The organism is Candidatus Tisiphia endosymbiont of Nemotelus nigrinus (assembly GCF_964026475.1).
Classification (GTDB): domain Bacteria; phylum Pseudomonadota; class Alphaproteobacteria; order Rickettsiales; family Rickettsiaceae; genus Tisiphia.
Window position 1 is genome coordinate 971,563 of the sequence record NZ_OZ032151.1, and the last position, 22,370, is coordinate 993,932.

Consider the following 22,370-nt stretch of genomic DNA (forward strand, 5'->3'; position numbering starts at 1 on the left):
TACAAGATTCCCTTATGAATATTTATTCAATATATGTTAATCCTCAAAAAAAAGATAATGATTTTATTATTATCAAACAGGGTTTTTCATTATTTGCTGCATTGTTTAATATGTTTTGGGCATTATATCACAGAATGTGGATAGCACTAATAATTACTTTAATAATAAGTATAGCTATGTCAAATTTAGGTTTTGCTCATTTTACTTTTGCCAGTCGAATAGCTATTATGTTAATATTTGGTTTTTTTGCTGCTGATATGAGAGAATATGATTTGCAACGAAAGAAATATCAGCTTACAGAAATAATATTAGCAAAATCTGAGATAGAAGCTGAATTAAAATTCCTAAAACACTTAGTGGTCGATAAGAATTAGAGTATAGTGTTATTTATAGCTATACTTCCGTCATTACGAAACCACGTGAGTGTAGCGACAATCTCCTAGACTACTCCTTTTTATTCATCCTTTTTCTTATCATCTTTCATTCCTTCCTTAAAAGCTTTAAGACCTTTAGCAATATCTGACATTACTTGAGGCAATTTACCAGCACCAAAAAGTACTAAGATGATTAATAAAATCACTAACAAGTGGCTGAAGCTCATTCCCATAATATCAATTTTATAAGTTTTAAGTTAAAGATAATAATCTACTAATCATCAAGGCGATTTAAAAATTACAACTAATGATAGAAGGCGCTAAATTACAGAAACGAATGATTGTTATCGCGAGCCACGAAGTGGCATGGCGAACCAAATAAACAGCTGGCTATTTATTTTTTGTCGCTGCAACTTCTAGATTGCCGCGTCGTCGTTTTGCGACTCCTCGCAATGACGTTTATGCATTTTCTAAAACAAATTTTTCTACCATTAATTGCGACTTTTAAATCGCCCTGACTAATCACCTTAATTTTTATTATAGCAAATATTGTTAATTTGTTCTACTATGAAAAACGCAAATCTATCAATATGAAAACATTTAAAACTAACATCATTAATATCTATGGTAATCAAGGTAAAGTTTGGTTAGATAATTTACCAAGAATTATCGATGAATTGGCTGAAGAGTATGGTTTGTCTAACTTAAAGTTAGTTGATAATTTGAGCTACCACTATGTTCTAGAAGGTTTTCAAGGTGAACAACCGATTATTTTAAAGTTGGGGCTAGATATTGATGGGCTTAAGAGAGAACTATTAGCTTTGAAAGTTTTTCTGGGATTTGGCAGTGTGAAAGTTTTGGCTGAAAGCCAAGGCTTACTACTACTTGCAAGGGCTGTTTCTGGTATATCATTAAAATCCTATTTTTTTACCAAAGATTATGAGGCTATTCAAATAGCATGCGATGTAATGACAAGATTACACCAAGATTCTTTGTTACCCATAGAATGTTTTCCTTATGTCAAAGATTGGCTGACAGTGTTAGATAAAGAATGGGATATACCAACTTATTATTTAGAAAAAGCTCGGAAATTGCGAGATAAACTACTTAACACATCGTCACGGTTAGTTTTACTGCATGGTGACTTACATCATGATAATATTCTGCAAGACGGTGATGACTGGGTGATTATTGATCCTAAAGGGGTTATTGGTGAACAATCCTATGAAGTAGCAGCATTTATTCGCAACCCTTTTCCTGAACTTCTTGGCGTAAAAAATGTTGACACTATTATTGCCAATCGCATTACTAAATTTGCAACTCTCTTGGGTTTAGATACTCAACGAATTAGCGATTGGTGTTTTGTTCAAGTTATACTCTCATGGATTTGGGCTTTGGAAGATGGTTGTGACGTGCTTATTTGGGCAGAACTTACAAAAATCTTTGATGAGTTGCTAGGGAGAAACTATAGCTAAAATAAGGAATGCACTAGCCCGGATATTGCATGAAGGTATCAATATTTATCTCTGAATCCCTTGTAATATAAGGAGTTTGGAAGAATTGCACAAAAATACAAATTGTATATTTAAAATTTTATATATTTTAGCCTGTAGCCCTCATGAGACAAGGGCTAGCACAATTGGTTCATTTCTATCATGCAATATCCGGGCTAGGCTCTTATAACTAGGAGACTGTCAGAGATGATTAACTACTCACCTTGTGCATAATTCACATGGCAATTTAAAAATTGCAGAAAAGTACAAAGCGTCATGTATGGATAAATATACTAGTCGGGTTATAACTGCTCCACATTGTTAGAAGTAGAGATTTCTTGCTGCTCAAGACCATCAATGGGGCTAGTAACCTCTTGCTTATTGATTCTTGCATAATCTTGTGCTTCAGATTCTGATCTTGCCACAATTACCGTTATATTGGTGTTAAGATCAGCGTGCAACCTTACCTCTACCACGAATGCACCTGTTGACTTTATCGGCTTCTTAAGAATGATATTTAAATGTGATATTGACTGTGAAGAACCATTAGATAAACTTTCGGCGATTTCTTTATTATTCACTGAACCAAACAATCGACCATCATCAGCAGATTGTCTAATAAATACCAATTCTTTATTACTTATAATATTATTAATAGCTTCTGCCTCAGATCTTATTTTTAGATCCTTTGCTTCAAGCTCATGTTTTTGAGCTTCTATGAACTGTTTATTAGGTTCTGTTGCCCTAATTGCTAGTTTCTTGGGGATAAGATAATTACGAGCGAATCCCCTTTTTACTTTAAGAATTTCTGCAATTTTTCCGAGCTTTCTTACGGGTTTAATTAAAATAACTTCCATTTTATTCCTCTGCTCAAACTTGAAACACAAAAGGCAATAATGCTAGAATTCTAGCAATTTTTATAGCATTTTTTAGTTTTCTTTGTTTTTTAGCACATACATTAGTGATCCTACTAGGCAACATTCTACCACCTTCCGATACAAATTTTATTAATAAGTCAGGATTCTTATAATCAATTATTGGAGCATTTTCAATAGAAAGGGGACAGCCCTTACGTTTCCTAAAAAACACCCTTTTATTAGTTCTATCAGCCATTCTAGTCATTGACTTGGAGTCAGTAGTGTCATTTTCAAACATTTTAATCTTTTCCCATTTTATTACATTGAGTCTTTATTAATTGTTACATCAACTATTTTTTCATGGTCTAAACTTTTACTTCTTAGAATCGGTGAAGGTTCAGCACTTATTGAATCAACATTTATATTAATGAACCTAATAATATTTTCACTTAGCTTCATTTTCCTTTCCATTTCAGTTATTACTGAAAAATCAGTTTTAAGTCCCATGAAAACATAATGTCCTTTTTTGTTATTACCAATCCTATAGGCTAAGCTTCTTAAACCCCAATATTCAGTTTTAATAACCTCACCATCACTATTCTCAACAATTTTAGTAAAATCATCGGTAATTTTATCTACATCAGCAGATGAAATATCTTGCCGTATGATGAAAACTGATTCGTAAAAAGCCATATATAAGAATCTCCAGCTACAAAATAAAGTCATTTATAACAATAAAAAACATTTAATTCAAGTGTTATATTTATTAATTAATAAATTACTAATAACCTTTGATTGCAGATCGGAACCGTTTTGCACGGATTGTAAACAAATAATTAAATTAATAGACTTATATTAATAAATTTAGTAGAAATTTATTAATTAATTCGATAATATTGCATTTTAAAAAGTTAAGTTAATATCACTACAATAATTTACAATAATGTAACATTAGACTCTTGCATAATTAAAGGATACTCTTTGTGCTTTTAAAAACTTCGGAGATTGGTACGCACGTTACTTACGTTTACGCTTTAATTCTTCAAATTTGGGTATACAAGAGAAGACTTTAGTCATGCCTAAAGTCTTTATTTAATTAGATATTTAAAATGTTGGATAAATTACCCCCTAGAATTCTTATTATAGAATCAACTAAAAGCATTAACGTTTCTTTATCTAATGTTATAGAGAGAGCGTGGTTTAATCTTGTTAAGGCTACTACGGTAGAAAAAGCAATAGTTTCTTCTATTGCAAATCACCCTGATATAATTATCTTAGAGTCGATGGTACAAGATAAAGTGGCTACAGAGGTAGCAACTAGAATAAGAGAAATTAACGGTTTAGCGAAAGTACCAATAATCTTTTTGTTAAATTCTGGAGAATCTCCGTCTAACTACACTTTAGAAGACAACAACTTTGTTGCTGCTCTTATTAAACCATTCACGTCAGATCAACTAATGATCTTAATAAGATCTTTATTAAGACGTTCTAATTTGATTCTACAAGATAAAGTTATAAAATATAAGGGAGTAAGCATGGACCTTACCACCTATAAAGTAACTAATAACGGTAGGGTGGTTCGTTTAGGACCAACAGAATTTAAGATTTTACAACTTTTTATAAAATCACCTAAGGTAATATTTTCTCGTCAAAATATTGTAGACAAAGTGTGGGGTAAGGATACGACTATTGACCTACGTACTATTGATGTACATATAAATAGAATAAGAGCGTCTATAAGAAATAAAGAATCTGAAGTATTTATAAGAACGGTTCGTTCCACAGGATATTGCCTTGATTTACCGGATATTCATGATTAAAGTAAAAAATTACCTATTATTAATATACCTTACGCATGGTGTTTAAAAGTCATAGAAAAAACAGCTTGGCATTATTAGCGAGGAATCACTTTAGTGGCGACGAAACAATCCTGTTTTGTGTCATCCCTACGAAATTAGTACTACAACTTTTATTTTGTAATAAAAGTGTAGGGTATGAAGAAAATATCATGCAAGGCATTATTCCTACATTGGGATCAAAAACTGTGAAAGTCAGGACAAGAGGATATTTAGCTATACAGTATAAAGTTTTTTAGGTGGATAATTCCCAGAATCTTTTGCCAATTTTTCAAAATGTAATAGCCCATAGGCAAAACCAATAATTGTAGGGATCATAACAAACCATAATCCCCAATTGCCAAAATATTCAATAAGATAGACGAAACCAAAAGAGGTAATAACAAACATTAAAGCACGAGATAAAGCAAATGTCATAGTAGCACAGGTAAAACGTTTAAATATAGGAAAGCTTTTATAACAAATGGGCATAGCAGGACCTAAACATTCATGCAATAACGCCATAACAAATTGCATCAAAAATAACTGATAAGGAGCATTAATATTATTCAATAAATATGGGCAAAATATGGTAAAAATAGAAGATATTAATAGTACGATTTTCAGGATTAATAATGGATGCACTTTTAAACTTAAATAACAAAATACTAGTATGGTTAGCAGCTCTATCATACAGATAATAAAATTATGATGAATAACCTCCGAAGTTGTATAACCAAAATTAGTTTTTAAAATATTACCACAATGTACATATATAAAATAAAAACATACCGGTGCAGCACATTGTAATAAAAAGAAAGCTATTAGTGTTTTTTTGTTAACTTTTGCTTGCCAAAGGGGATTATCTTTTAAGATAGCTGGATCTGTATTAATTCTTTCAAAAACTCTTTTTATTCGATATTTGGCATCAGCAAATTCTGGCACTTCTCTAAGTTTGGTTCTTGCAACAAAACCAAACAATGTAATTGTTGTACCAATCCAAAATGCTAGACGCCAATTAAAACCATGAGAAGTAACAAGTGTTGCAATGCCTAAAGCACCTAACCCTCCCAGGGCACATGCGCCCCACATTAATCCTGTACTTGCATATTGGATTGGAGGGTTAATCGTTTCCGTTAAATAAAGCTCCACCCCTGTCACCTCTCCTATGGCAGAGATACCTTGAACAATACGACAGGTTGTTGCTATCCATGCTGCCATGCTTCCTATCTGAGCATAAGTAGGGAGATTAGACATAATAAAACATGATGTAGCCATTAAAAAAGTTGTAATGATTACTGTTGATTTACGCCCTATATTATCACCCAACCAACCAAATATTAAGGCACCAACAGGGCGAAAAACAAATGTAGAACAAAAAACCAAAGCTTTCACTAAAGAGGCAGTATGAGGATCGGTAGGTTTAAAAAATAACTCATTAAAAAGCTCTCCCATATGGACATATAACATTAAGTCAAAATATTCTAGGAATGTGCCAACTGAAAATAATCCTACAGCTGCTTTTTGTTCTCTAGTTAGTCTTCTTTGTTCTTGTTGATGTCCCATCACCTATTCACCTTATATTTAAATTACCTCATACTTATTTTGTCTATGACTTTTCTGCTTTGAATAATTGACTCCAACATTTTCCTAGACACTAATGGGTTAGCTATAACTTGCAGGGAGATTTTTAAGGAATTAACATCCTTCAAGTAATTATTTGATGTAATATATAACTCTACAACCACATAGGAGAAAGAATTTTTGACAAAAATTCTTTATGTTTTTGCAATTCTTCCTTAGTTGGTTTGATAACTATAATATCATTTTTGTTTGCCATAGTAGTTCTAACCAATAACTTACCTGTATTTTGCACCTTTTTACTATTAATATTAAAGCTTATCTGCCTACCACCAGTAAGCTCAACATAAACTTCTGCCAGTAATGCCGCATCTTTAAGGGCTCCATGCAACTTACGCGAAGAATTGTCAATTTTATATCTTTTACATAATGAGTCAAGATTAGCCTTCATTCCAGGAAACAGTTTTCGAGCCAAAGCAAGAGTATCAATAGTATTGGAAAGCTCTAAAAATTCTGTATAAGGTCTTTTGAGCAAAGATAATTCGTAATTAATAAATTTAATATCGAATGTTGCATTATGTATAACAAGTTGGCTGCTACTAATAAACGCTAAGAACTCTTCAGCAATTTCTGCAAAGAGCGGTTTATCTTTTAAGAACTCCCCTGATATACCATGTATTCTATAAGCTTCTGTCGGCATATCTCGTTGTGGATTGATATAAAAATGGAACTGCTTACCGGTTAGAACTTTATTAACCATCTCAATAGCCCCAATCTCAACAATCCTATGACCACTTTTGGGATCTAAGCCAGTTGTCTCAGTATCTAGAATTACTTCTCTTAATTGCTGCATTTTAATTTTTGTATTAGTTGAGTTATTTATCCATCTAAATCTACTATATTAACATCAGTATTAATAACAAAATTTGCTTTTGCTATTTTAATCTGTTGTGACAATTGAATTTGTGCGATCTTGTTATAAGTTGTTAAACTAAATCCTTCTCTAGACATTGCACGTTTTAATCTAGATTTTTCTGAGCAGAATGTTGTAACATAAAAATCAAAATATTTATCAAATTCAGCTTCAAAAAGTAATGGAATTTCAGCAAATGTAATTTCTGAATCATTATTTTGTCGTTTAAAAAGAGACAAGCCTTCCACTACAAATGGATGAATAAAATTTTGCAGATCGTTTCTTGATGAATCATCAGCATAGATTAGCTCTGCAATTTTTCTTTTATCGAAAATTTTTAGCTCAGGCAGTAAGTTAAGAATTATATTTTGTATTGCCAGCTCTTTGTAGATACCCTTAATATATTCGTCAGCGGAAAAAGTCATAAATCATAAATCAGCTAAATAATTTAAGACAAAAGTTTTTCCTGAAGCATAACTACCAGTAATTCCTACACAAAGCATTCTAATAAATATTTTATTTTTCTATAATAAAAAGCCCATATTTATTAGCTAGCTCGATAGTTCTTTCTAGCTCAATAACGATCACTTTTTCTTTCTGTATGGCCACCCCTTTATAACCATAATTAGCTAAATTATTTATTGTATCTGGTCCTATTGTAGGTATATCAATTCTAGCATCTTGCCCTTTCTTCATAATTTTAACAAGTACTCCGCCTGTAGAATTTTTACGTAAATATGAACATCTTTTTATTAAATTATCTGTACCCTCTGCTGCTTCAATACCTATAATATATCCATTATCAATAATTACTGATTGTCCTACATCAAGTTGTCCTATACTATCTAATAGCTTCATACCTAGTTCGATATCTGTATTATCTATTTCTGATGGAATCATCATAGTTATAACATCCTTTTTTGCATTCAATATTTCATAACTAGAAACTACTTGAAATCCCTTCTCTTCTAAAAAATCTGTCACTATACTAAGAAGTTTATCATCTCCTAAAAACTTTTGTTTCAATATGCGAGCAAGTAACCTTGAACCCATTAAATCTACTTTAATTGCTTTAAAATTAGGGCGTTTTACACCACCAGCAAGAATTATATTTTTTACATCATACTTACGAAAATACTCAATTATTGGTCTAACCATACCGACTTTAAAAAATTGGTGAGTAAAATTCTTGTATAATGCAGTATCTGCTTCTCCTTCTAAAGCTGCGATATAACACTGTCCTCCTTGCTTAATGAAACTCTCAGCTAGTGAGATCGGCAATGAGCCATTTCCTGCTATAATTCCAAGTACACTAAAAGGATTAGAGAAACTAGAATGTAAAGCTAGAGGCAAACCTAACTCACGTACATTTTTTACAGTCAAGGGATTTGAAGAATGGGAGCGATAAACAGGGGATAAGAGAGTACAGCATGCTCTTTGTGCATGAGTACGCAAATACCACCAAATTTTGTGAATCCAATTCTTGAAATTAGAAGAGTATATTTGCAACATTCTAGCTATTTGTCTTATAGTGATCAATTTGTCTTGGCTGACAAAACACTCTGGTACTATCCTGTTTTATGAAAGTGATAATTTGTTCTACAATAGAATTGCCATTATATCGTTTTAAAACTTTCTCAATTCTATCAGTAAAAATACCTTCACCAATAAAAAGCTCATCTACAGCTTTTATAGTATCAAGTGTTTCTTGATTATCAAAGCCACGCCTTTTCATCCCAACTAAGTTTATACCTTCAAGAAATGCCCTTTCACTTGTGGCTAAACCAAATGGAATCAAATCTCTCACCACTGCAGACCCACCGCCTACCATTGCATGTTGTCCTATACGTACGAACTGCAGAACAGCAGCAAGCCCTCCTATAACAGCATAATCACCAACTGTAACGTGTCCACCTAGACTAGCATAATTTGCAAAAATTACATTATTTCCTACGATGCAATCATGTGCTATATGTACTCCAACCATAAATAAACCATTATTGCCTACAGAGGTAACCATACCACCACCTTTACTACCAGCTTGAATAGTTACATATTCTCTAATAGTATTATTACTACCTATGATAACCTCTGACTTTTCTCCCTCATACTTAATTATTTGAGGGGGCTGACCAATAGAAGCAAATGGATATATGACTGTATTAACGCCAATTCTTGTTTTTCCCTCTATAACTACGTGTGACTTTAGCTCTGTATTATCTGCTAAAACCACCTCTGATCCAATAGTACAAAAAGGACCTATTCTGACATTTTTACCAATTGAAGCCCTTGGATCTACTATGGCAGTGGCGTGTATAGCTGGTGATACCATCATTAATTCCTATTTTTAACCATTGCTGTAAATTTACTCTCTGCAACTATCTGATCATTAACTTTAGCATTACTTGAAAACTTCCAAACAGAGCTTCTATTTTGTTCTATTTTAGCATAAATATGTAATGTATCACCGGGTTCAACAATTTTACGGAATTTTGCTTCCTCAATAGACATAAAGAAAACTTCTTTATCTTTTGTTGAGTTTATTGATTTTGATACCAAAATAGCAGAAAGCTGTGCCATAGCCTCAACAATTAGAACACCAGGCATTATGGGTTCTGTAGGAAAATGACCAGTGAATTGTGGTTCATTAAAAGTAACATTTTTGATGCCAACAATTGATTCATTAATCTTAAATTCTAGCACTTTATCTATTAATAAAAATGGATAGCGATGAGGCAACAGTTCCATTATTTCTCTAATATTAATTTTCATCTATATTCCGTTTTTTACAAGTTGTTTTATAATTATTGATTGTCTATGCCAATCTCTAATCGGTACGGCAGGAAACCCACCAACTGTTACTCCTGATTCAACATCCTTTATAACACCGCCTTTTGCTGCTACTTGAACTTTATCACCTAGTACTATATGTCCGGATAGTCCAGACTGTCCTCCAAGAGCACAATATGCTCCTATTGTAGTGCTACCTGATATACCAACTTGGGCGACAATAATCGTCCCCCTTCCTATTATAGCATTATGTCCTATCTGCACTAAGTTATCTATTCTACATAAATCTCCTATCACCGTATCATTCATTGATCCTCTATCAATAGTAGTATTACTACCTATTTCAACATTATTACCTATTTTAACCATACCAGTGTGGAAAATTTTCTTATGAATCCCTTTATCTGTTGCAAAACCAAACCCATCTTGTCCAATCCTTGCTCCCGGTAATATTACCACATCATCACCTATTATACTGTAACTTATTGAAACATTTGAGTATATTAACGCTCTATTACCTATTACTACTCCATAATCTATAAAAGTTCCAGATTCTATAACACAATTATCACCTATTACAGCATGATCTTCAATAACAACATTATGTCCTATATAACAATTACTTCCTATAGTGGCAGAATCCGAAATATAGGCAGATGGCATAATTCTGTTAGGATAAGTTTTTGCTCTGCTATAAAACAAGTCCACCAATCTCGCATAAAAGAAATACGGATTTCTTACTTTTAATAACACTGTTCCATTGTCGGACTCTTGCGAAAAATTCTCTGGAACTATGCAGCATGAAGCTTTAGTGTTTTGGAATTGAGTAATATATTTGCTATTACTTAAAAAACTTATATCACCAACATCAGCCTCTTCTAACGACTTAACATCATGGATTAACAAGTCACTGGAGCATAATATCTCAGCATCTATTAACTTTATAATTTCTGATAATTTATAAGAGGTAGACTTCTTATAAAAACGTGGATTTATCATAGTTACTTATTTTTACAAAATGATAGGGGTATTATAAACGCCAGTTAGAAAATACTCAAGTTTTCTTATAATAATTTATATTACCGATATGGCATCTAAGGAGTTTTACATAAGAGTACTAACTCCTGCCACTGGTCTTCATCAATAATTTTAATTCCAAGTTCCTTAGCTTTCTTGAGCTTACTACCAGCATCGCTACCCGCCACTACTAAATTAGTAGCAGACGAAACGCTACTGGCTACTTTAGCCCCTAATTTCTCCGCTTGAGATTTGGCTTCAGCTCTTGAGAGAGTTAATAAAGAGCCAGTAAATACTACAATCTTACCAGTTAATACGGTTTCTGTTGTTTGTTGATTATAGTCTTGAATATTCAGAATTTTACTTAGTTGCTGAATAATTTGTAGATTTTCTTTAATATCAAAAAAATCGATAATATCTATCAGTATCTTATCTCCGATTCCTTCCAAATCATTTAACCTTTGGTAAATTAACTGATCACCTTTCAACAAAGATTCCATAGCTGCGATAAAATTATTATAATTCTGAAATTCTCGAGCAAGTAATTTGGCGGTTTGTTCACCAATATGCCTGATTCCTAGGGAATAAATGAATTTATTTAGGGGGACGGTTTTGGCTTTATCAATATTCGTAAACAAATTTTCTACAGATATTCGCCCCCATCCTACCATATTTTCGAGCTTGACTAAGTTTTTTTCGTTATTATTTTGTAAATAAAAAATATCCACAGGATTTTCTATTAAAGATTTTTCCAGCAAAAATTCTATTTGTTTTTTCCCCAAACCATCTATATCTAAAGCATTTTTAGATGTGAAATGACAAATTCGTTCATAATTCTGGGCAGGACAATTCAACCCATTGTCACAACGAATAATTATGGTTTCTTGATTATAATGTAACTGAGACCCACAAGATGGGCAAAGCACCGGCATATCGATTTTTGGTAATTCACTAGAACGCTTACTAAAATCTACAGCAGTAATTTGCGGTATGACGTCCCCTGCCCTCTGCAAAAATACATAATCGTTGATCCGTATATCTTTTCTGGTAATTTCCTGATAATTATGTAAGGTAGCTCGTGATACCCTAACTCCCCCAATAGAAAGCGGTTCTAACTCAGCGACCGGAGTTAATACACCCGTTCTACCTACTTGTAGAGTAATGTTAATTAGTTTAGTTTGACCAATTATTGCCGGGAATTTATGAGCAATAGCAAATCTTGGGCTTCTAGCAATAAAACCCATCCTTTGCTGCAAAGCAAAATCATTTAGCTTATAGACAATACCGTCAATTTCATAAGGTAATTCGTCTCTAGATGAATTCAAATATTCATAAAAAGATTTCAGATCATCTTCAGAATATGCTAATTTCCCTATATTATTAACGATAAACCCTAACTCTTTTAACTTATCTAATAAAGCGTCTTGATAATCAGCTATTTTGCTACTACTACTACTCCCCACAGCATAAACAAAATACCTTAGAAGTCTACTTGCTGTAACCTTTGAATCTAACTGCCTTAACGACCCAGCAGCCGCGTTACGCGGATTAGCAAATTTATCTTTTTGGGATAATTCTTGTGCTTGATTTAATAATAGGAAATCCTGTTTATTAATGTAAACCTCACCTCTTACTTCCAAAATTGCTGAAGCCAAATCTATAGAATGAGGGAAATTCTTGATGGTCTTGATATTTTCAGTTATATCTTCTCCAATAAAACCATCTCCTCTTGTTGCAGCTTTGGTGAGTACTCCATCCTCATAGGTAGCAGAAAAAGATAAACCATCTATTTTAGGTTCACAAAAAATAGGCGGAAAACTATCAAGTCGTAAAAAATTCTTTATTCTATTGATAAACTCTGACACATCTTCAGCATCAAAGGCATTACTAAGGGAAAACATTGGATTGATATGTTTTACTTTCAAAAATTTCTCTGCTGCAGAACTACCAATTTGTTTAGTAGGACTATTTGTCAGTACAAGATGGGGAAATTTTTTTTCAAGTTCAAGATTTAAACTAAATAATTGATCATACTCAGCATCGGAAATCAGAGGGGCATCTTCTTGGTGGTAGGCGTTATTATATTCTCTTATCTTATTTGCCAGTTGTTTTAGTAAATCTTTTGCCTCTAATTCAGAAAGCTGTTCAATATCAGTTGGAATATTTTGCATATATCAGTTATTAAAATTGATTTATATAAGTTTTATGGATTGTCTCATCGACCTACGGTCTTTCTCCACTAGTATCCTAGTTAAATCGGGGGATCAAATGAAGTCATTGTAAGGAACTACTTATATACTCACTTTACGCATAATCCCCATAACTGTTGAAAGTTAGTAAATACAGCTTCTTTATACGTCATTGCGAGAAGGTCGTAAGACCGACGAAGCAATCCAGTAACATCATTTATCTATAGATTGTTTCTTGGATTGCTTCGCTTACGCTCGCAATGACTTTGTGGTATAGGTATTTGCAAACTTTCAACAGTTGTGGCATAACCCCCATGACAATTTAAAAATTGCAGAAAAATACAAGACGCTATTAGCGAAACCACGTAGTGGTTGTGGCAATCCACATTCATTAGATTGCTTCGTCGCTACTAAAGTAGCTCCTAGCAATGACGCCGGACTGTTTTTCCTGTAACTTTTAAATGCCATGCGTAAGGTGAGTTATATAGTAGTGACGAAGCAATTGTAAGTTAAAAGTATGATATAATAGATATTGAAGTCAATGTAAATAATGATTTATATTGACTTATGCAGGAAGCTTAGAGCATTTCCTTATATAAATCTAAGGTTTTACTTAGCATTAAATCAAGGGAAAAATTATTTATTACTGCTTGTCTTGCTGCTTGTTGTATTTTCTTACCTTCATCGGTTTTAAGTATAGATAAGCAATGTTCAATTTTTTCTGCGAGATCGATTGGATCGTTTGGGTTGACATGAAATCCAGTATTTGTATCTGATATTGTTTCAATAGCTCCACCAATATTTGTAGCAATTACTAGCTTTTCCATTGATTGTCCTTCAGTTATAGTTCGACCAAACGCTTCTGGCTCAATCGAAGTAGATAACACTATATCTGAAATACCATAAAGACCGAGCATATCAACTTCGTTACCAAAGATTTGAACTTTACTTTGTAGTTTCAGTAAGTTTATAAGAGATTTCACTCGGTTTGTAAAATTTGGGTGCTTAGATAAATCTCCAACCATGAGACAGTAAAAATCTAGATGCTTTAATTTGCCAAGTGCTTCAACAAGGGTAAGATGCCCTTTCCAACTGGTAAGTCTTGATGGTAATAATATTATAGGAGGAGTGTTATTAGATAGGCCGTATTTTTTTCTATATTTTAGTAATTTTTCTTCTGTGACATTTTTGGGATCAAAATAGCGATAATCTACCCCTCGACGTATTACAGTAATTTGATCTTCTAGAATTTTATAATTAGATAATATATGTTGCTTTACAAAATTAGACACAGCTATGACCTTCTCCCCTTTGATCATTACACTATTATAAAAATGTTTGAACAAATTTGAGATGTTGTAAATACCATGGAATGTTGTTAGAAATTTGGTATTAGTAGCCTTTGCTGCCATATAGCAACTCCAAGCTGGAGCTCTCGATCTTGCATGTACTATATCTACGTCATATTCCTTAATTATTTCCGATAAAGTCCTTGCATTTTTCCATATTAAAAAAGGATTTTTAGTAGCACTATTCATAAAAATATGTGGTATATCTGCAGATACTAACTTTTCAACTAATGAACCACCAGAGGAGACTACAATAACATTATAATCAGCTTCTTTTAACATTTTAGCCACTTCAATTGTCCCTCGTTCTACTCCGCCAGATAATAAGGCTGGAACTACTTGCAAAACGGTTGGTTTATGGTATCGTTTGGGTGAATCTGATGAAATCATTAATTAACTAATTTAAATGAATAAAATATATAATACAGAAAATAAAAAATTTATCACTTATAATCATTATAAAAGTAATAAAAAAAGTATGCCCTCCGTAATGTTCTTACATGGCTTAATGTCACATATGAATGGTACAAAGGCTGTATTTCTTGAGAATTACTGTAAAAAACAAGAATATAATTTTATCACATTTGATAATTTTGGTCATGGAAAATCATCAGGTAATTTTCTAGATGAAACTATTGGCTCTTGGCTTATGGGAGTTGAGATGGTGTTAGATAAATCGCAGTTTTGCAAAGCCAATTCGCAGGAGCAGAAGAATATACAACCAACTATTGTAATAGGCTCCAGTATGGGTGCTTGGCTTGCCATTCTTGCTGCTATGAAATTTCCCAGTAAAATTTGTGGTGTTGTTGCTCTTGCTCCAGCAATAGATTTTACAGAAACTATTTGGAAAAATTTAACTGAAATTCAAAAAATACAGATGCAGCAACAAAAATGGCTTGAGGTTGGTGGGCGTAATTGTGACAATAAGTACCCAATAAGTTATCAATTAATACTTGAAGCTAAAAATCACTTGTTACTAAACTCAAATAGTATTAATCTTAAGCAACCTGTTCATTTAATTCATGGGATGCTAGATGTTGACGTGCCTTACAGCATTTCAAGTAAGCTGGTAGAGAAAATTACTAGTGATATAGTAGTGATGAAGTTAATAAAAGATGGACATCACAGCCTTACACGAGAATCAGATTTAGCTATAATTGCTAATTCTTTAGAAGAAATAATAAATTATTAGAGTTCATGAACAGACATACATTTACTAAAACAACTAAAGTTTCCGATTTTTTAGCAATCTCAGAAATAATAGGCAAACTAGAGCAAGATAGTTTAGTGCTTTTTGATGTGGATGACGTATTAATCATGGATCAAGATGAATATCGCTTAACTCATCCTTATAGATGTGAATGGCGTGCTGAAAGTAAAAATCGTTTTACCAGAGAAGAAAGACAACTTTTTTTTAGTATTATTTTAAAAAATCGTGCTATTCGCTTAGTGAATCCCTATATAAATGATATACTTAATAAATTATGGGAGAGACAAATTCCAACTGCTGCTCTGACTAAATTATATACAGGTCGGTTCGGTGTTATTGATGATTTTACTGATTGGCGTTTAAAAGAACTGAAAGGCATAAATATAGATTTTATGAAATCTACTCCCATAAAAGAGGAAATATTAATTGATGATTTACATATTGAAAATACTATGAAAGGTATACCAATGATGAAAGAAGGGGTGATTCTTACAGCAAACGTTGATAAAGGTGTAGTATTAGAGAAGATTTTACACAAGAAGAATTACTACCCTAAAACCATAATATTCGTTGATGATGTTTTAGAAAATATTGAGGCGGTGGAAAAAATATGTGCTAAATTACAGATTAATTTTTATGGGTTTGAATTTAACGGAGCTTCTTTAGTGCCAGAAGCAGAACTTGATAAGAAAAGTGAAAAAATTCGTTTTGAGATTTTGGAAAAAGAACATCGTTGGCTAACAGATTTAAAACTTTAATATTATTTTGAACATGTTGAATAAGCTAATTATTTTTTTTAGTATATGCATTATTTCTTGCTGTACTATCGCTGAAGAACAAGAGGGCATTCCGGTTAAAGCCAGTAAAGTACAAATGACTGATCTATATAATATTTTTAGCGTTGTCGGACAATGTAAAAATGATATGAGCCGGGATTATTATGCAAATATTTCTGGTACGGTTGATGTAGTATCTAATGCTCATGGGGGTAAGGTTCATAAAGGTGATGTTTTACTTATTATTGACCAAGATTTAGCTGCGTCAACTAAGTCACAAGCAGAAGTCTCTTTAAGAACGGCTATGACTGCTTATAGCCGTGATAAGGCATTATTTGCCAAGAAATATATTAGTAGTGATGTGCTAGAAAAATCAAATAGTGCTTTAGAAGCAGCTAAGCTTGCCTTTTCCAAAGCAATGAATAGTTACAACAATATGGTTATCGTAGCACCATTTGATGGAAATATTGGTATAATAAAACTAATAATAGGGGATAAGGTAGAACAAGGAAATTATCTTTTTAGCATTATTGCTCAAAATTCTACCACTAAAAGTATTCTAATGGAGTTACCTGAAGGGCTTTATAATCAGGTATCACGAACCACTAATTTAGTGGTAACCGATAATAATGGCGATAAGATTAATGGAAAAATTGCTGAAATATCACAATATGTTTCAGATAATGGTACTATAAGTGCTAAAGTGGTTGTTGATTCTAATAGTAATATTGTACATAGAAGCTATGTACATATAGACTTAATTATTAACAAACATAGAAATTTAGCAGTACCTAGTCAATCAGTTCAGAGTAATAGTAAAGGTGAATATTTTGTATATAAACTTAATGATAACAAAGTGCAACAACTTTATGTTAAGCTAGGTACTAGTCTAAATAGTCTAACAGAGATTATTTCAGATGGAATCAAAGAGGGGGATATGGTAATAGTGGAAGGAATTACTAAGATTAATGACGGTAGCATAGTAAAATTATTATAGCTAACCCGGTATCGTCATTGCGGCCGACGAAGTAATCCATTTTTAGCTGCTTTTATGGATTGCTTCGTCGACCTACGGTCTTCCTCGCAATGACAGTGGAGATGCATAAATGTCATTGCGAGACCCCACGTGAGTGGTCGTGGCAATCCACTTCTGATTACTTTCTAGATTGCTTCGTCGCTACTAAAGTAGCTCCTCGCAATGACATTTAGGAACTTATGTAGCTGTAGATTTAAAAAAAGGAGAAAATATGGAATATATATTATTAGTTTGTAGTATCGTGGCGATTCTTGTTATTATGCAGATGGTTAAGGTTGTACCACAACAGCAAGCATGGATTGTTGAAAAATTTGGAAAATTTGATAGGGTTTTGCAGCCTGGCTTGAATATTTTGATACCAGTGATTCAGAGAGTAGCCTATAAACACACTCTGAAGGAAGAAGCGATTGATGTGACTGCTCAAACAGCCATTTCCAATGATAATGTTACGTTATTAATAGATGGTGTTTTATATGTAAAAATTGTCGATCCAGTTGCCGCATCTTATGGGGTTAATAGTCCATATTATGCCATCACCCAGCTTGCGCAAACTACCATGCGTTCAGAAATAGGTAAGTTACCATTAGATAGAACTTTTGAAGAACGAGAAACCTTAAACATCGCTATTGTCTCTGCTATTAACCAAGCTGCAGTGAATTGGGGGATACAATGTATGCGTTATGAAATTAAAGATATTCAACCACCACAAACAATACTTAAAGCGATGGAATTACAAGTTGCAGCAGAACGTCAGAAACGAGCTCAAATTTTGGAGTCAGAAGGTAATAGACAAGCAAAAATAAACCATGCTGAGGGTGAAAAAGCTCAAGTTGTATTAAATTCTGAAGCTTCCTATATTGACCAAGTAAATAGGGCTAAGGGTGAGGCTGAAGCAATAGGATTAGTTGCTATGGCTACTGCTAAAAGTATTGAGCTTATAGCTGCCTCTATTCAAAAATCCGGAGGCAATGATGCAGTATCTTTAAAAATAGCTGAACAATATATATCTGCTTTTGGCGAGTTAGCCAAAGATAGTAATACAGTAATTCTACCGGCAAATCTTTCTGAACCAGGAAGTTTTATAACTCAAGCTCTAAGTATTTTTGATCAGCTGAAATCAGTGAGTGATAAAAAATTGCCTAAGGAATCATCTATGAAGAAAAAACTTAGTGCTGGTGAATAAGCTGGTATACTCTACTTAACATGTACAAATCTAATGATTCAAAATAAGTATATTGTTAGACTGGCATTCTTTGGGTTGTTTATAAATATCATTGTTAACATGATTTACTATCGTTACTTCATTATTGAAGAAATGATTTTAAAGCAGGTTGGAGAAGCAAATATTAAAATAGCTAATGTTTATACAAAAAATGTCTGGGATAAAAATGAAATTGCTGTAAATAAATTACATGAATTTGGTTATATAAATTTATTACAAGATGCAGATTTTATTAGGTTTGCAATTATTTCTGTTGATATTTTTGTTAATCTTAATGCCTATATTTCTTTATATGATCTACAAGGTAATAAAATTATAACTAGTTCTCCAATTCAAATAACAAGTCAGGTGAATTTTCCTGAAGATAGTCTGTATCAAAGAATTGTTAGCAAAATTGATAAATATTTTTTAAAAGAGCTAGTTGTAGAACAAGCCTTTAACAAAGCTTTTAAAGGAGTAACAACTCATGTATTAATCCCTAAAGCCATATTTCATATGTCGGGGAAGACAGAGAAAGCATCTTGTATAACAAGCTACATTCCAATAATAAACCGTGACCTATCTAACTACCCTGTCGATGGTGTATTGGAGATTAATACCAATATTACTAGTTTATGGTCAAGTATTATAGAGCTAGAAGAAACAGTATTACTAACCTTTTTTATCATCTTGCTAATATTCTTAATTATTGTAATGAGCAACACAAATTATGCCCAGAAAATTATAGACCAACAATTTGAGGCTAATAAAACATTAGAGGATGCAGTAATTAAGGTTAGAAATGAAAGTTCTGCTCATACTAAATTTTTTGCTAATGTTAGTCATGAGCTGCGTACCCCTCTAAATGCTATTATAGGTTTTTCAGAAATTATGATGTCTACACCTTATAACAAAGAACATGGTAATTATATAAAAGATATTAATAGTGCAGGTAAGCATTTACTCAATATAATAACCGATATATTAGACCTGTCAAAAGCATCTGCTGACAAGTTATTAGTTGATTTTATCGAGTTAGATCTAAATAAATTAATTACTTCTACTGTACGGATAATGAAGTCAAGAGCTGATCAGGCATCAGTGCAATTAATTGAAAAATTACCAAAAGAGCATATTGTTATAAAAGCAGATCCAAAAAGGCTTAAACAAGTATTTTTTAACCTTTTATCTAATTCTATAAAATTCACTAACGCATCAGGTACTATAACAATTTATGCTGAGAAAGATGAATCTAAAGGGCTAGTTTATGTACAAGTTATAGACACTGGTATAGGAATTGATGAAAGAGATATTCCAAAAGTACTCTCAACCTTTGGACAGATTGATAGTACCGTTGGCAGAAAATATCAAGGAACTGGCCTTGGTTTACCACTTACTAGGAAGTTGATTGAACTAATGAAAGGTAAATTTGATTTACAAAGTAAAATAGGCATAGGTACTACCGTAACATTAACTTTTTCTTCTAATTAGTAGTATAGCTAACCCGATTAGTATATTATTCTGTCTATTAGCGACGAAGCAATACATAAAAGTGACTAGAAATGGATTGCTACGACCACTACGTGGTTTCACAATCACGAAAGTTTACTATGACTGAATGCCAACCCGATTAGGTTTTACCGGATAATGTTTGTCATTTCCGCTAAGGCGGGAATCTAAAATATAACCCAAAAATCTTCCTACTTCCGCATTAGAGATTACTGTAATACTTAGTTTACAAGGATTACAGATTCTTAGGCACAACAATTTGTGGCTCTATCTAGCAAAAAAGGTCTACCAGTCAAAAAACAACTATCTGATATTATTCCTCGGATTAGCTGTAAAATAGCAATTCACCATGTTTTAATTGATATACTCTATGCATTTTATGTGCCATCTCATGATTATGAGTTACTATAATGATAGAGATGTTTTTTTGATTGACAGTTTTAAGCAATAAGTTAAAAACCTTATTAGCAGTGCTAGGATCTAAATTGCCAGTAGGTTCATCAGCTAAAATAATTTGAGGATTATTAATTAAGCTACGGGCAATAGCTACCCTTTGTTGTTCACCACCAGATAATTCACCCGGCATATTATGTATTTTATTAGCTAGCCCTAACTCTACTAACAACTCTTCGGCTTCCCTAAAAGCTGATTTATGATTATTACCAGCAATCAATTTTGGTATTGCTACATTCTCTAAGGCAGTAAAATCTTTGAGTAAATGATGCTGTTGATAGACAAAACCTATATTATGCAATCTTATTATATGAGTACAGTTTTGGGAATAGTTTGTAGAAGCTATCTGTATTTCCCCACTATCCGGCGTATCGAGTAGACCAGCTATATGCAGTAAAGTTGATTTACCACTACCAGAAGAACCTATTATGCCAACTAATTCTCCTTGCATTACAGTTAAATTCACATTACTTAATACTTCAACAATAGATTTTCCCTGCTGATATTTTTTAAAAATATTTTTTAACGTTAACGCGACCTTATTCATAACGAAGGGCATCCACAGGATTCAACTTAGCAGCTTTATATGCAGGATAAATTGTTGCACAAAAACATAGAGAGATAGAAATACTTGATACTAACATCACATCTTCCATCATTACCTTTGACGGTAGATTGTATAAAAAATAAATTGCTGCTTCAAAAATTTTAGTACCAGTTATTTTTTCCAGAATATTTCTAATAGACTGGATATTATAAGCAAAGATCGTACCCAATATTACACCTAAAATAGTGCCAAGTAAACCTATAAACATACCATTACAAAGAAAAATAAGCATAATCTGCCTAGTACTTGCACCAATAGTACGAAGCACTGCAATATCCGATGTTTTATCTTTAACCAACATAAACAAGCTAGAAACGATATTAAAGCCTGCTACCATAATAATTAGAGAAAGAATAGTAAACAGTGCTACCCCTTCAACAGCTAAAGCATTTAGAAACTGTAAATTTGATTTTTGCCAACTTATCACTCTTAATTTTGATCCTAAAAGATTTTGTATCTCCCAAGCAAAAATTTCTGCTTTATTCGGTTCTATTGTTGTTACTTTGATTAGATTAATAACTTCACCGAAAGACAGAAAATTTTGTGCAGCAATAAGTGGCATTAAAATAGTTGCTGAATCATAATCATACATACCACTAGTAAAAGTAGCTACAACCATGAATTCTTTAGATCTAGGCATACTGCCAAAGGCAGTAGAAATTGAACTGGAAGAAATTAATTTTATTTTCTCTCCTACTTGAATTCCTAGGTTACGAGCAAGTTCATTACCAATTGCCAACACATCTTTGCCAGAAAAATCGGCAAAATCTCCAGAATTAACATTTTGTAAAATCTGATTGTTATATTGGAGTTCAATTAAATCTATACCTTTAATCATAACTCCACTATCCATTCTTGTACCTAATGCCAGAGCTTGCCCTATAACACTTGGGGAAATATGTTTTATATAATTCTTGCTAAGTAGCTTTTCTTTAATTTCGTTATAATTTGAGATATAGCGTGATAGGGGGGTTATAGTAATGTCACCATTGAGACCAATAATGTTTTTGGTGAATTCATAATGAAAACCGTTCATAACGGACATAATCACTATCAATGCAGCGACCCCAATTGTTACACCCATTAAAGAAAAACCGGCAATAATAGAAACAAATCTCTCATTCTTTTTGGCTCTAAAATATCGAACTGCTACTTTTAGAATAAAATTATTTTTTATCAT

22 protein-coding genes and 1 pseudogene are annotated in these 22,370 nt (G+C 32.7%); 8 read left to right on the top strand and 15 right to left on the bottom strand.

The genetic code is table 11. The annotated features are described in order from the left end of the window. Positions 1-14 precede the first annotated feature (14 nt). Positions 15-374, top strand: a complete 360-nt coding sequence (locus tag AAGD39_RS04630) for a DUF2628 domain-containing protein (protein WP_341756232.1) — start codon at positions 15-17, stop codon at positions 372-374. Between the two features lie 80 nt (positions 375-454). Here the strand turns inward: AAGD39_RS04630 and AAGD39_RS04635 are convergent, their stop codons facing one another. Further along, positions 455-607, bottom strand: coding sequence for a Sec-independent protein translocase subunit TatA (locus AAGD39_RS04635; RefSeq protein ID WP_341756233.1), 153 nt, complete (start codon positions 605-607; stop codon positions 455-457). Positions 608-964: 357 nt separating this feature from the next. On the opposite strand from AAGD39_RS04635, the gene AAGD39_RS04640 reads away from it, so the two are divergent. Continuing rightward, positions 965-1,849: an aminoglycoside phosphotransferase family protein gene (locus tag AAGD39_RS04640; protein WP_341756234.1), complete on the top strand. Its 885-nt coding sequence runs from the start codon at positions 965-967 to the stop codon at positions 1,847-1,849. Positions 1,850-2,169: 320 nt separating this feature from the next. On the opposite strand, the gene rplI is transcribed toward AAGD39_RS04640, so the two are convergent. From rplI to rpsF, 3 genes are read right to left on the bottom strand one after another with little or no spacing between them, the layout of a single operon-like run. Further along, entirely contained in the window at positions 2,170-2,724 is a 555-nt protein-coding gene (gene rplI / locus AAGD39_RS04645) for a 50S ribosomal protein L9 (RefSeq protein WP_341756235.1), read from the bottom strand. A 13-nt stretch (positions 2,725-2,737) separates the two neighbouring features. Next, entirely contained in the window at positions 2,738-3,022 is a 285-nt protein-coding gene (gene rpsR / locus AAGD39_RS04650; protein ID WP_341756236.1) for a 30S ribosomal protein S18, read from the bottom strand. Between the two features lie 20 nt (positions 3,023-3,042). Further along, the gene (gene rpsF / locus AAGD39_RS04655) at positions 3,043-3,417 is read right to left on the bottom strand and encodes a 30S ribosomal protein S6 (protein WP_341756237.1); all 375 of its coding nucleotides are present in this window, start codon (positions 3,415-3,417) and stop codon (positions 3,043-3,045) included. Between the two features lie 416 nt (positions 3,418-3,833). On the opposite strand from rpsF, the gene AAGD39_RS04660 reads away from it, so the two are divergent. Further along, on the top strand, positions 3,834-4,544 hold the full coding sequence (locus AAGD39_RS04660) for a winged helix-turn-helix domain-containing protein (RefSeq protein ID WP_341756238.1): 711 nt from the start codon (positions 3,834-3,836) through the stop codon (positions 4,542-4,544). A gap of 252 nt (positions 4,545-4,796) precedes the next feature. Here AAGD39_RS04660 and AAGD39_RS04665 read toward each other — a convergent pair whose 3' ends face one another. The 9 genes and pseudogenes from AAGD39_RS04665 to AAGD39_RS04705 all read right to left on the bottom strand — a co-directional run bounded on the left by AAGD39_RS04665 (position 4,797) and on the right by AAGD39_RS04705 (position 14,788). Then, positions 4,797-6,125: an MFS transporter gene (locus tag AAGD39_RS04665; protein WP_341756239.1), complete on the bottom strand. Its 1,329-nt coding sequence runs from the start codon at positions 6,123-6,125 to the stop codon at positions 4,797-4,799. Positions 6,126-6,297: 172 nt separating this feature from the next. After that, a complete protein-coding gene (gene dnaQ / locus AAGD39_RS04670) occupies positions 6,298-6,993 on the bottom strand; it encodes a DNA polymerase III subunit epsilon (RefSeq protein ID WP_341756240.1) in 696 nt (231 codons plus the stop codon). 26 nt (positions 6,994-7,019) lie between these two features. Beyond that, positions 7,020-7,556 (bottom strand): annotated as a pseudogene (gene coaE / locus AAGD39_RS04675) (dephospho-CoA kinase). Positions 7,557-7,569: 13 nt separating this feature from the next. Then, positions 7,570-8,565 carry an LpxI family protein gene (locus AAGD39_RS04680; protein ID WP_341756241.1) on the bottom strand — a complete coding sequence of 332 codons (996 nt, stop codon included), beginning with the start codon at positions 8,563-8,565 and terminating at the stop codon, positions 7,570-7,572. 1 nt (position 8,566) lies between these two features. Beyond that, positions 8,567-9,385: an acyl-ACP--UDP-N-acetylglucosamine O-acyltransferase gene (lpxA, locus tag AAGD39_RS04685; RefSeq protein WP_341757236.1), complete on the bottom strand. Its 819-nt coding sequence runs from the start codon at positions 9,383-9,385 to the stop codon at positions 8,567-8,569. Between the two features lie 2 nt (positions 9,386-9,387). After that, positions 9,388-9,825, bottom strand: coding sequence for a 3-hydroxyacyl-ACP dehydratase FabZ (fabZ, locus tag AAGD39_RS04690; protein WP_341756242.1), 438 nt, complete (start codon positions 9,823-9,825; stop codon positions 9,388-9,390). Next, entirely contained in the window at positions 9,826-10,842 is a 1,017-nt protein-coding gene (gene lpxD / locus AAGD39_RS04695) for a UDP-3-O-(3-hydroxymyristoyl)glucosamine N-acyltransferase (protein WP_341756243.1), read from the bottom strand. Positions 10,843-10,937: 95 nt separating this feature from the next. Beyond that, positions 10,938-13,031 (bottom strand): NAD-dependent DNA ligase LigA, encoded by a 2,094-nt coding sequence (gene ligA / locus AAGD39_RS04700; protein ID WP_341756244.1) that lies wholly within the window; start codon positions 13,029-13,031, stop codon positions 10,938-10,940. Positions 13,032-13,627: 596 nt separating this feature from the next. Continuing rightward, the gene (locus AAGD39_RS04705) at positions 13,628-14,788 is read right to left on the bottom strand and encodes a glycosyltransferase family 4 protein (protein ID WP_341756245.1); all 1,161 of its coding nucleotides are present in this window, start codon (positions 14,786-14,788) and stop codon (positions 13,628-13,630) included. Positions 14,789-14,804: 16 nt separating this feature from the next. Between AAGD39_RS04705 and AAGD39_RS04710 the strand changes: the two genes are divergently transcribed. The 5 genes from AAGD39_RS04710 (at position 14,805) to AAGD39_RS04730 (ending at position 20,112) form a co-directional block, all read left to right on the top strand. After that, entirely contained in the window at positions 14,805-15,590 is a 786-nt protein-coding gene (locus tag AAGD39_RS04710) for an alpha/beta hydrolase (protein ID WP_341756246.1), read from the top strand. A 5-nt stretch (positions 15,591-15,595) separates the two neighbouring features. After that, complete coding sequence (locus tag AAGD39_RS04715) at positions 15,596-16,366, top strand: DUF2608 domain-containing protein (RefSeq protein WP_341756247.1); 771 nt, start codon at positions 15,596-15,598, stop codon at positions 16,364-16,366. A gap of 13 nt (positions 16,367-16,379) precedes the next feature. Beyond that, positions 16,380-17,381 carry an efflux RND transporter periplasmic adaptor subunit gene (locus AAGD39_RS04720; RefSeq protein ID WP_341756248.1) on the top strand — a complete coding sequence of 334 codons (1,002 nt, stop codon included), beginning with the start codon at positions 16,380-16,382 and terminating at the stop codon, positions 17,379-17,381. 250 nt (positions 17,382-17,631) lie between these two features. Continuing rightward, positions 17,632-18,603: an SPFH domain-containing protein gene (locus AAGD39_RS04725; RefSeq protein ID WP_341756249.1), complete on the top strand. Its 972-nt coding sequence runs from the start codon at positions 17,632-17,634 to the stop codon at positions 18,601-18,603. Positions 18,604-18,636: 33 nt separating this feature from the next. Beyond that, positions 18,637-20,112 carry a sensor histidine kinase gene (locus AAGD39_RS04730; RefSeq protein WP_341756250.1) on the top strand — a complete coding sequence of 492 codons (1,476 nt, stop codon included), beginning with the start codon at positions 18,637-18,639 and terminating at the stop codon, positions 20,110-20,112. Between the two features lie 343 nt (positions 20,113-20,455). On the opposite strand, the gene AAGD39_RS04735 is transcribed toward AAGD39_RS04730, so the two are convergent. Both AAGD39_RS04735 and AAGD39_RS04740 read right to left on the bottom strand, forming a co-directional pair. Further along, positions 20,456-21,130: an ABC transporter ATP-binding protein gene (locus AAGD39_RS04735; protein ID WP_341756251.1), complete on the bottom strand. Its 675-nt coding sequence runs from the start codon at positions 21,128-21,130 to the stop codon at positions 20,456-20,458. Next, positions 21,123-22,370, bottom strand: a complete 1,248-nt coding sequence (locus tag AAGD39_RS04740) for a lipoprotein-releasing ABC transporter permease subunit (protein ID WP_341756252.1) — start codon at positions 22,368-22,370, stop codon at positions 21,123-21,125. Before AAGD39_RS04740 ends, AAGD39_RS04735 begins: the two co-directional genes overlap by 8 nt.

Excerpts from the sequence above, each read along its gene's own strand:
- AAGD39_RS04630 (WP_341756232.1), top strand. The coding sequence starts at position 15 with ATGAATATTTATTCAATATATGTTAATCCTCAAAAAAAAGATAATGAT.
- AAGD39_RS04635 (WP_341756233.1), bottom strand. The coding sequence starts at position 607 with ATGGGAATGAGCTTCAGCCACTTGTTAGTGATTTTATTAATCATCTTA.
- AAGD39_RS04640 (WP_341756234.1), top strand. The coding sequence starts at position 965 with ATGAAAACATTTAAAACTAACATCATTAATATCTATGGTAATCAAGGT.
- rplI (WP_341756235.1), bottom strand. The coding sequence starts at position 2,724 with ATGGAAGTTATTTTAATTAAACCCGTAAGAAAGCTCGGAAAAATTGCA.
- rpsR (WP_341756236.1), bottom strand. The coding sequence starts at position 3,022 with ATGTTTGAAAATGACACTACTGACTCCAAGTCAATGACTAGAATGGCT.
- rpsF (WP_341756237.1), bottom strand. The coding sequence starts at position 3,417 with ATGGCTTTTTACGAATCAGTTTTCATCATACGGCAAGATATTTCATCT.
- AAGD39_RS04660 (WP_341756238.1), top strand. The coding sequence starts at position 3,834 with ATGTTGGATAAATTACCCCCTAGAATTCTTATTATAGAATCAACTAAA.
- AAGD39_RS04665 (WP_341756239.1), bottom strand. The coding sequence starts at position 6,125 with ATGGGACATCAACAAGAACAAAGAAGACTAACTAGAGAACAAAAAGCA.
- dnaQ (WP_341756240.1), bottom strand. The coding sequence starts at position 6,993 with ATGCAGCAATTAAGAGAAGTAATTCTAGATACTGAGACAACTGGCTTA.
- AAGD39_RS04680 (WP_341756241.1), bottom strand. The coding sequence starts at position 8,565 with ATGTTGCAAATATACTCTTCTAATTTCAAGAATTGGATTCACAAAATT.
- lpxA (WP_341757236.1), bottom strand. The coding sequence starts at position 9,385 with ATGGTATCACCAGCTATACACGCCACTGCCATAGTAGATCCAAGGGCT.
- fabZ (WP_341756242.1), bottom strand. The coding sequence starts at position 9,825 with ATGAAAATTAATATTAGAGAAATAATGGAACTGTTGCCTCATCGCTAT.
- lpxD (WP_341756243.1), bottom strand. The coding sequence starts at position 10,842 with ATGATAAATCCACGTTTTTATAAGAAGTCTACCTCTTATAAATTATCA.
- ligA (WP_341756244.1), bottom strand. The coding sequence starts at position 13,031 with ATGCAAAATATTCCAACTGATATTGAACAGCTTTCTGAATTAGAGGCA.
- AAGD39_RS04705 (WP_341756245.1), bottom strand. The coding sequence starts at position 14,788 with ATGATTTCATCAGATTCACCCAAACGATACCATAAACCAACCGTTTTG.
- AAGD39_RS04710 (WP_341756246.1), top strand. The coding sequence starts at position 14,805 with ATGAATAAAATATATAATACAGAAAATAAAAAATTTATCACTTATAAT.
- AAGD39_RS04715 (WP_341756247.1), top strand. The coding sequence starts at position 15,596 with ATGAACAGACATACATTTACTAAAACAACTAAAGTTTCCGATTTTTTA.
- AAGD39_RS04720 (WP_341756248.1), top strand. The coding sequence starts at position 16,380 with ATGTTGAATAAGCTAATTATTTTTTTTAGTATATGCATTATTTCTTGC.
- AAGD39_RS04725 (WP_341756249.1), top strand. The coding sequence starts at position 17,632 with ATGGAATATATATTATTAGTTTGTAGTATCGTGGCGATTCTTGTTATT.
- AAGD39_RS04730 (WP_341756250.1), top strand. The coding sequence starts at position 18,637 with ATGATTCAAAATAAGTATATTGTTAGACTGGCATTCTTTGGGTTGTTT.
- AAGD39_RS04735 (WP_341756251.1), bottom strand. The coding sequence starts at position 21,130 with ATGAATAAGGTCGCGTTAACGTTAAAAAATATTTTTAAAAAATATCAG.
- AAGD39_RS04740 (WP_341756252.1), bottom strand. The coding sequence starts at position 22,370 with ATGATAAAAAATAATTTTATTCTAAAAGTAGCAGTTCGATATTTTAGA.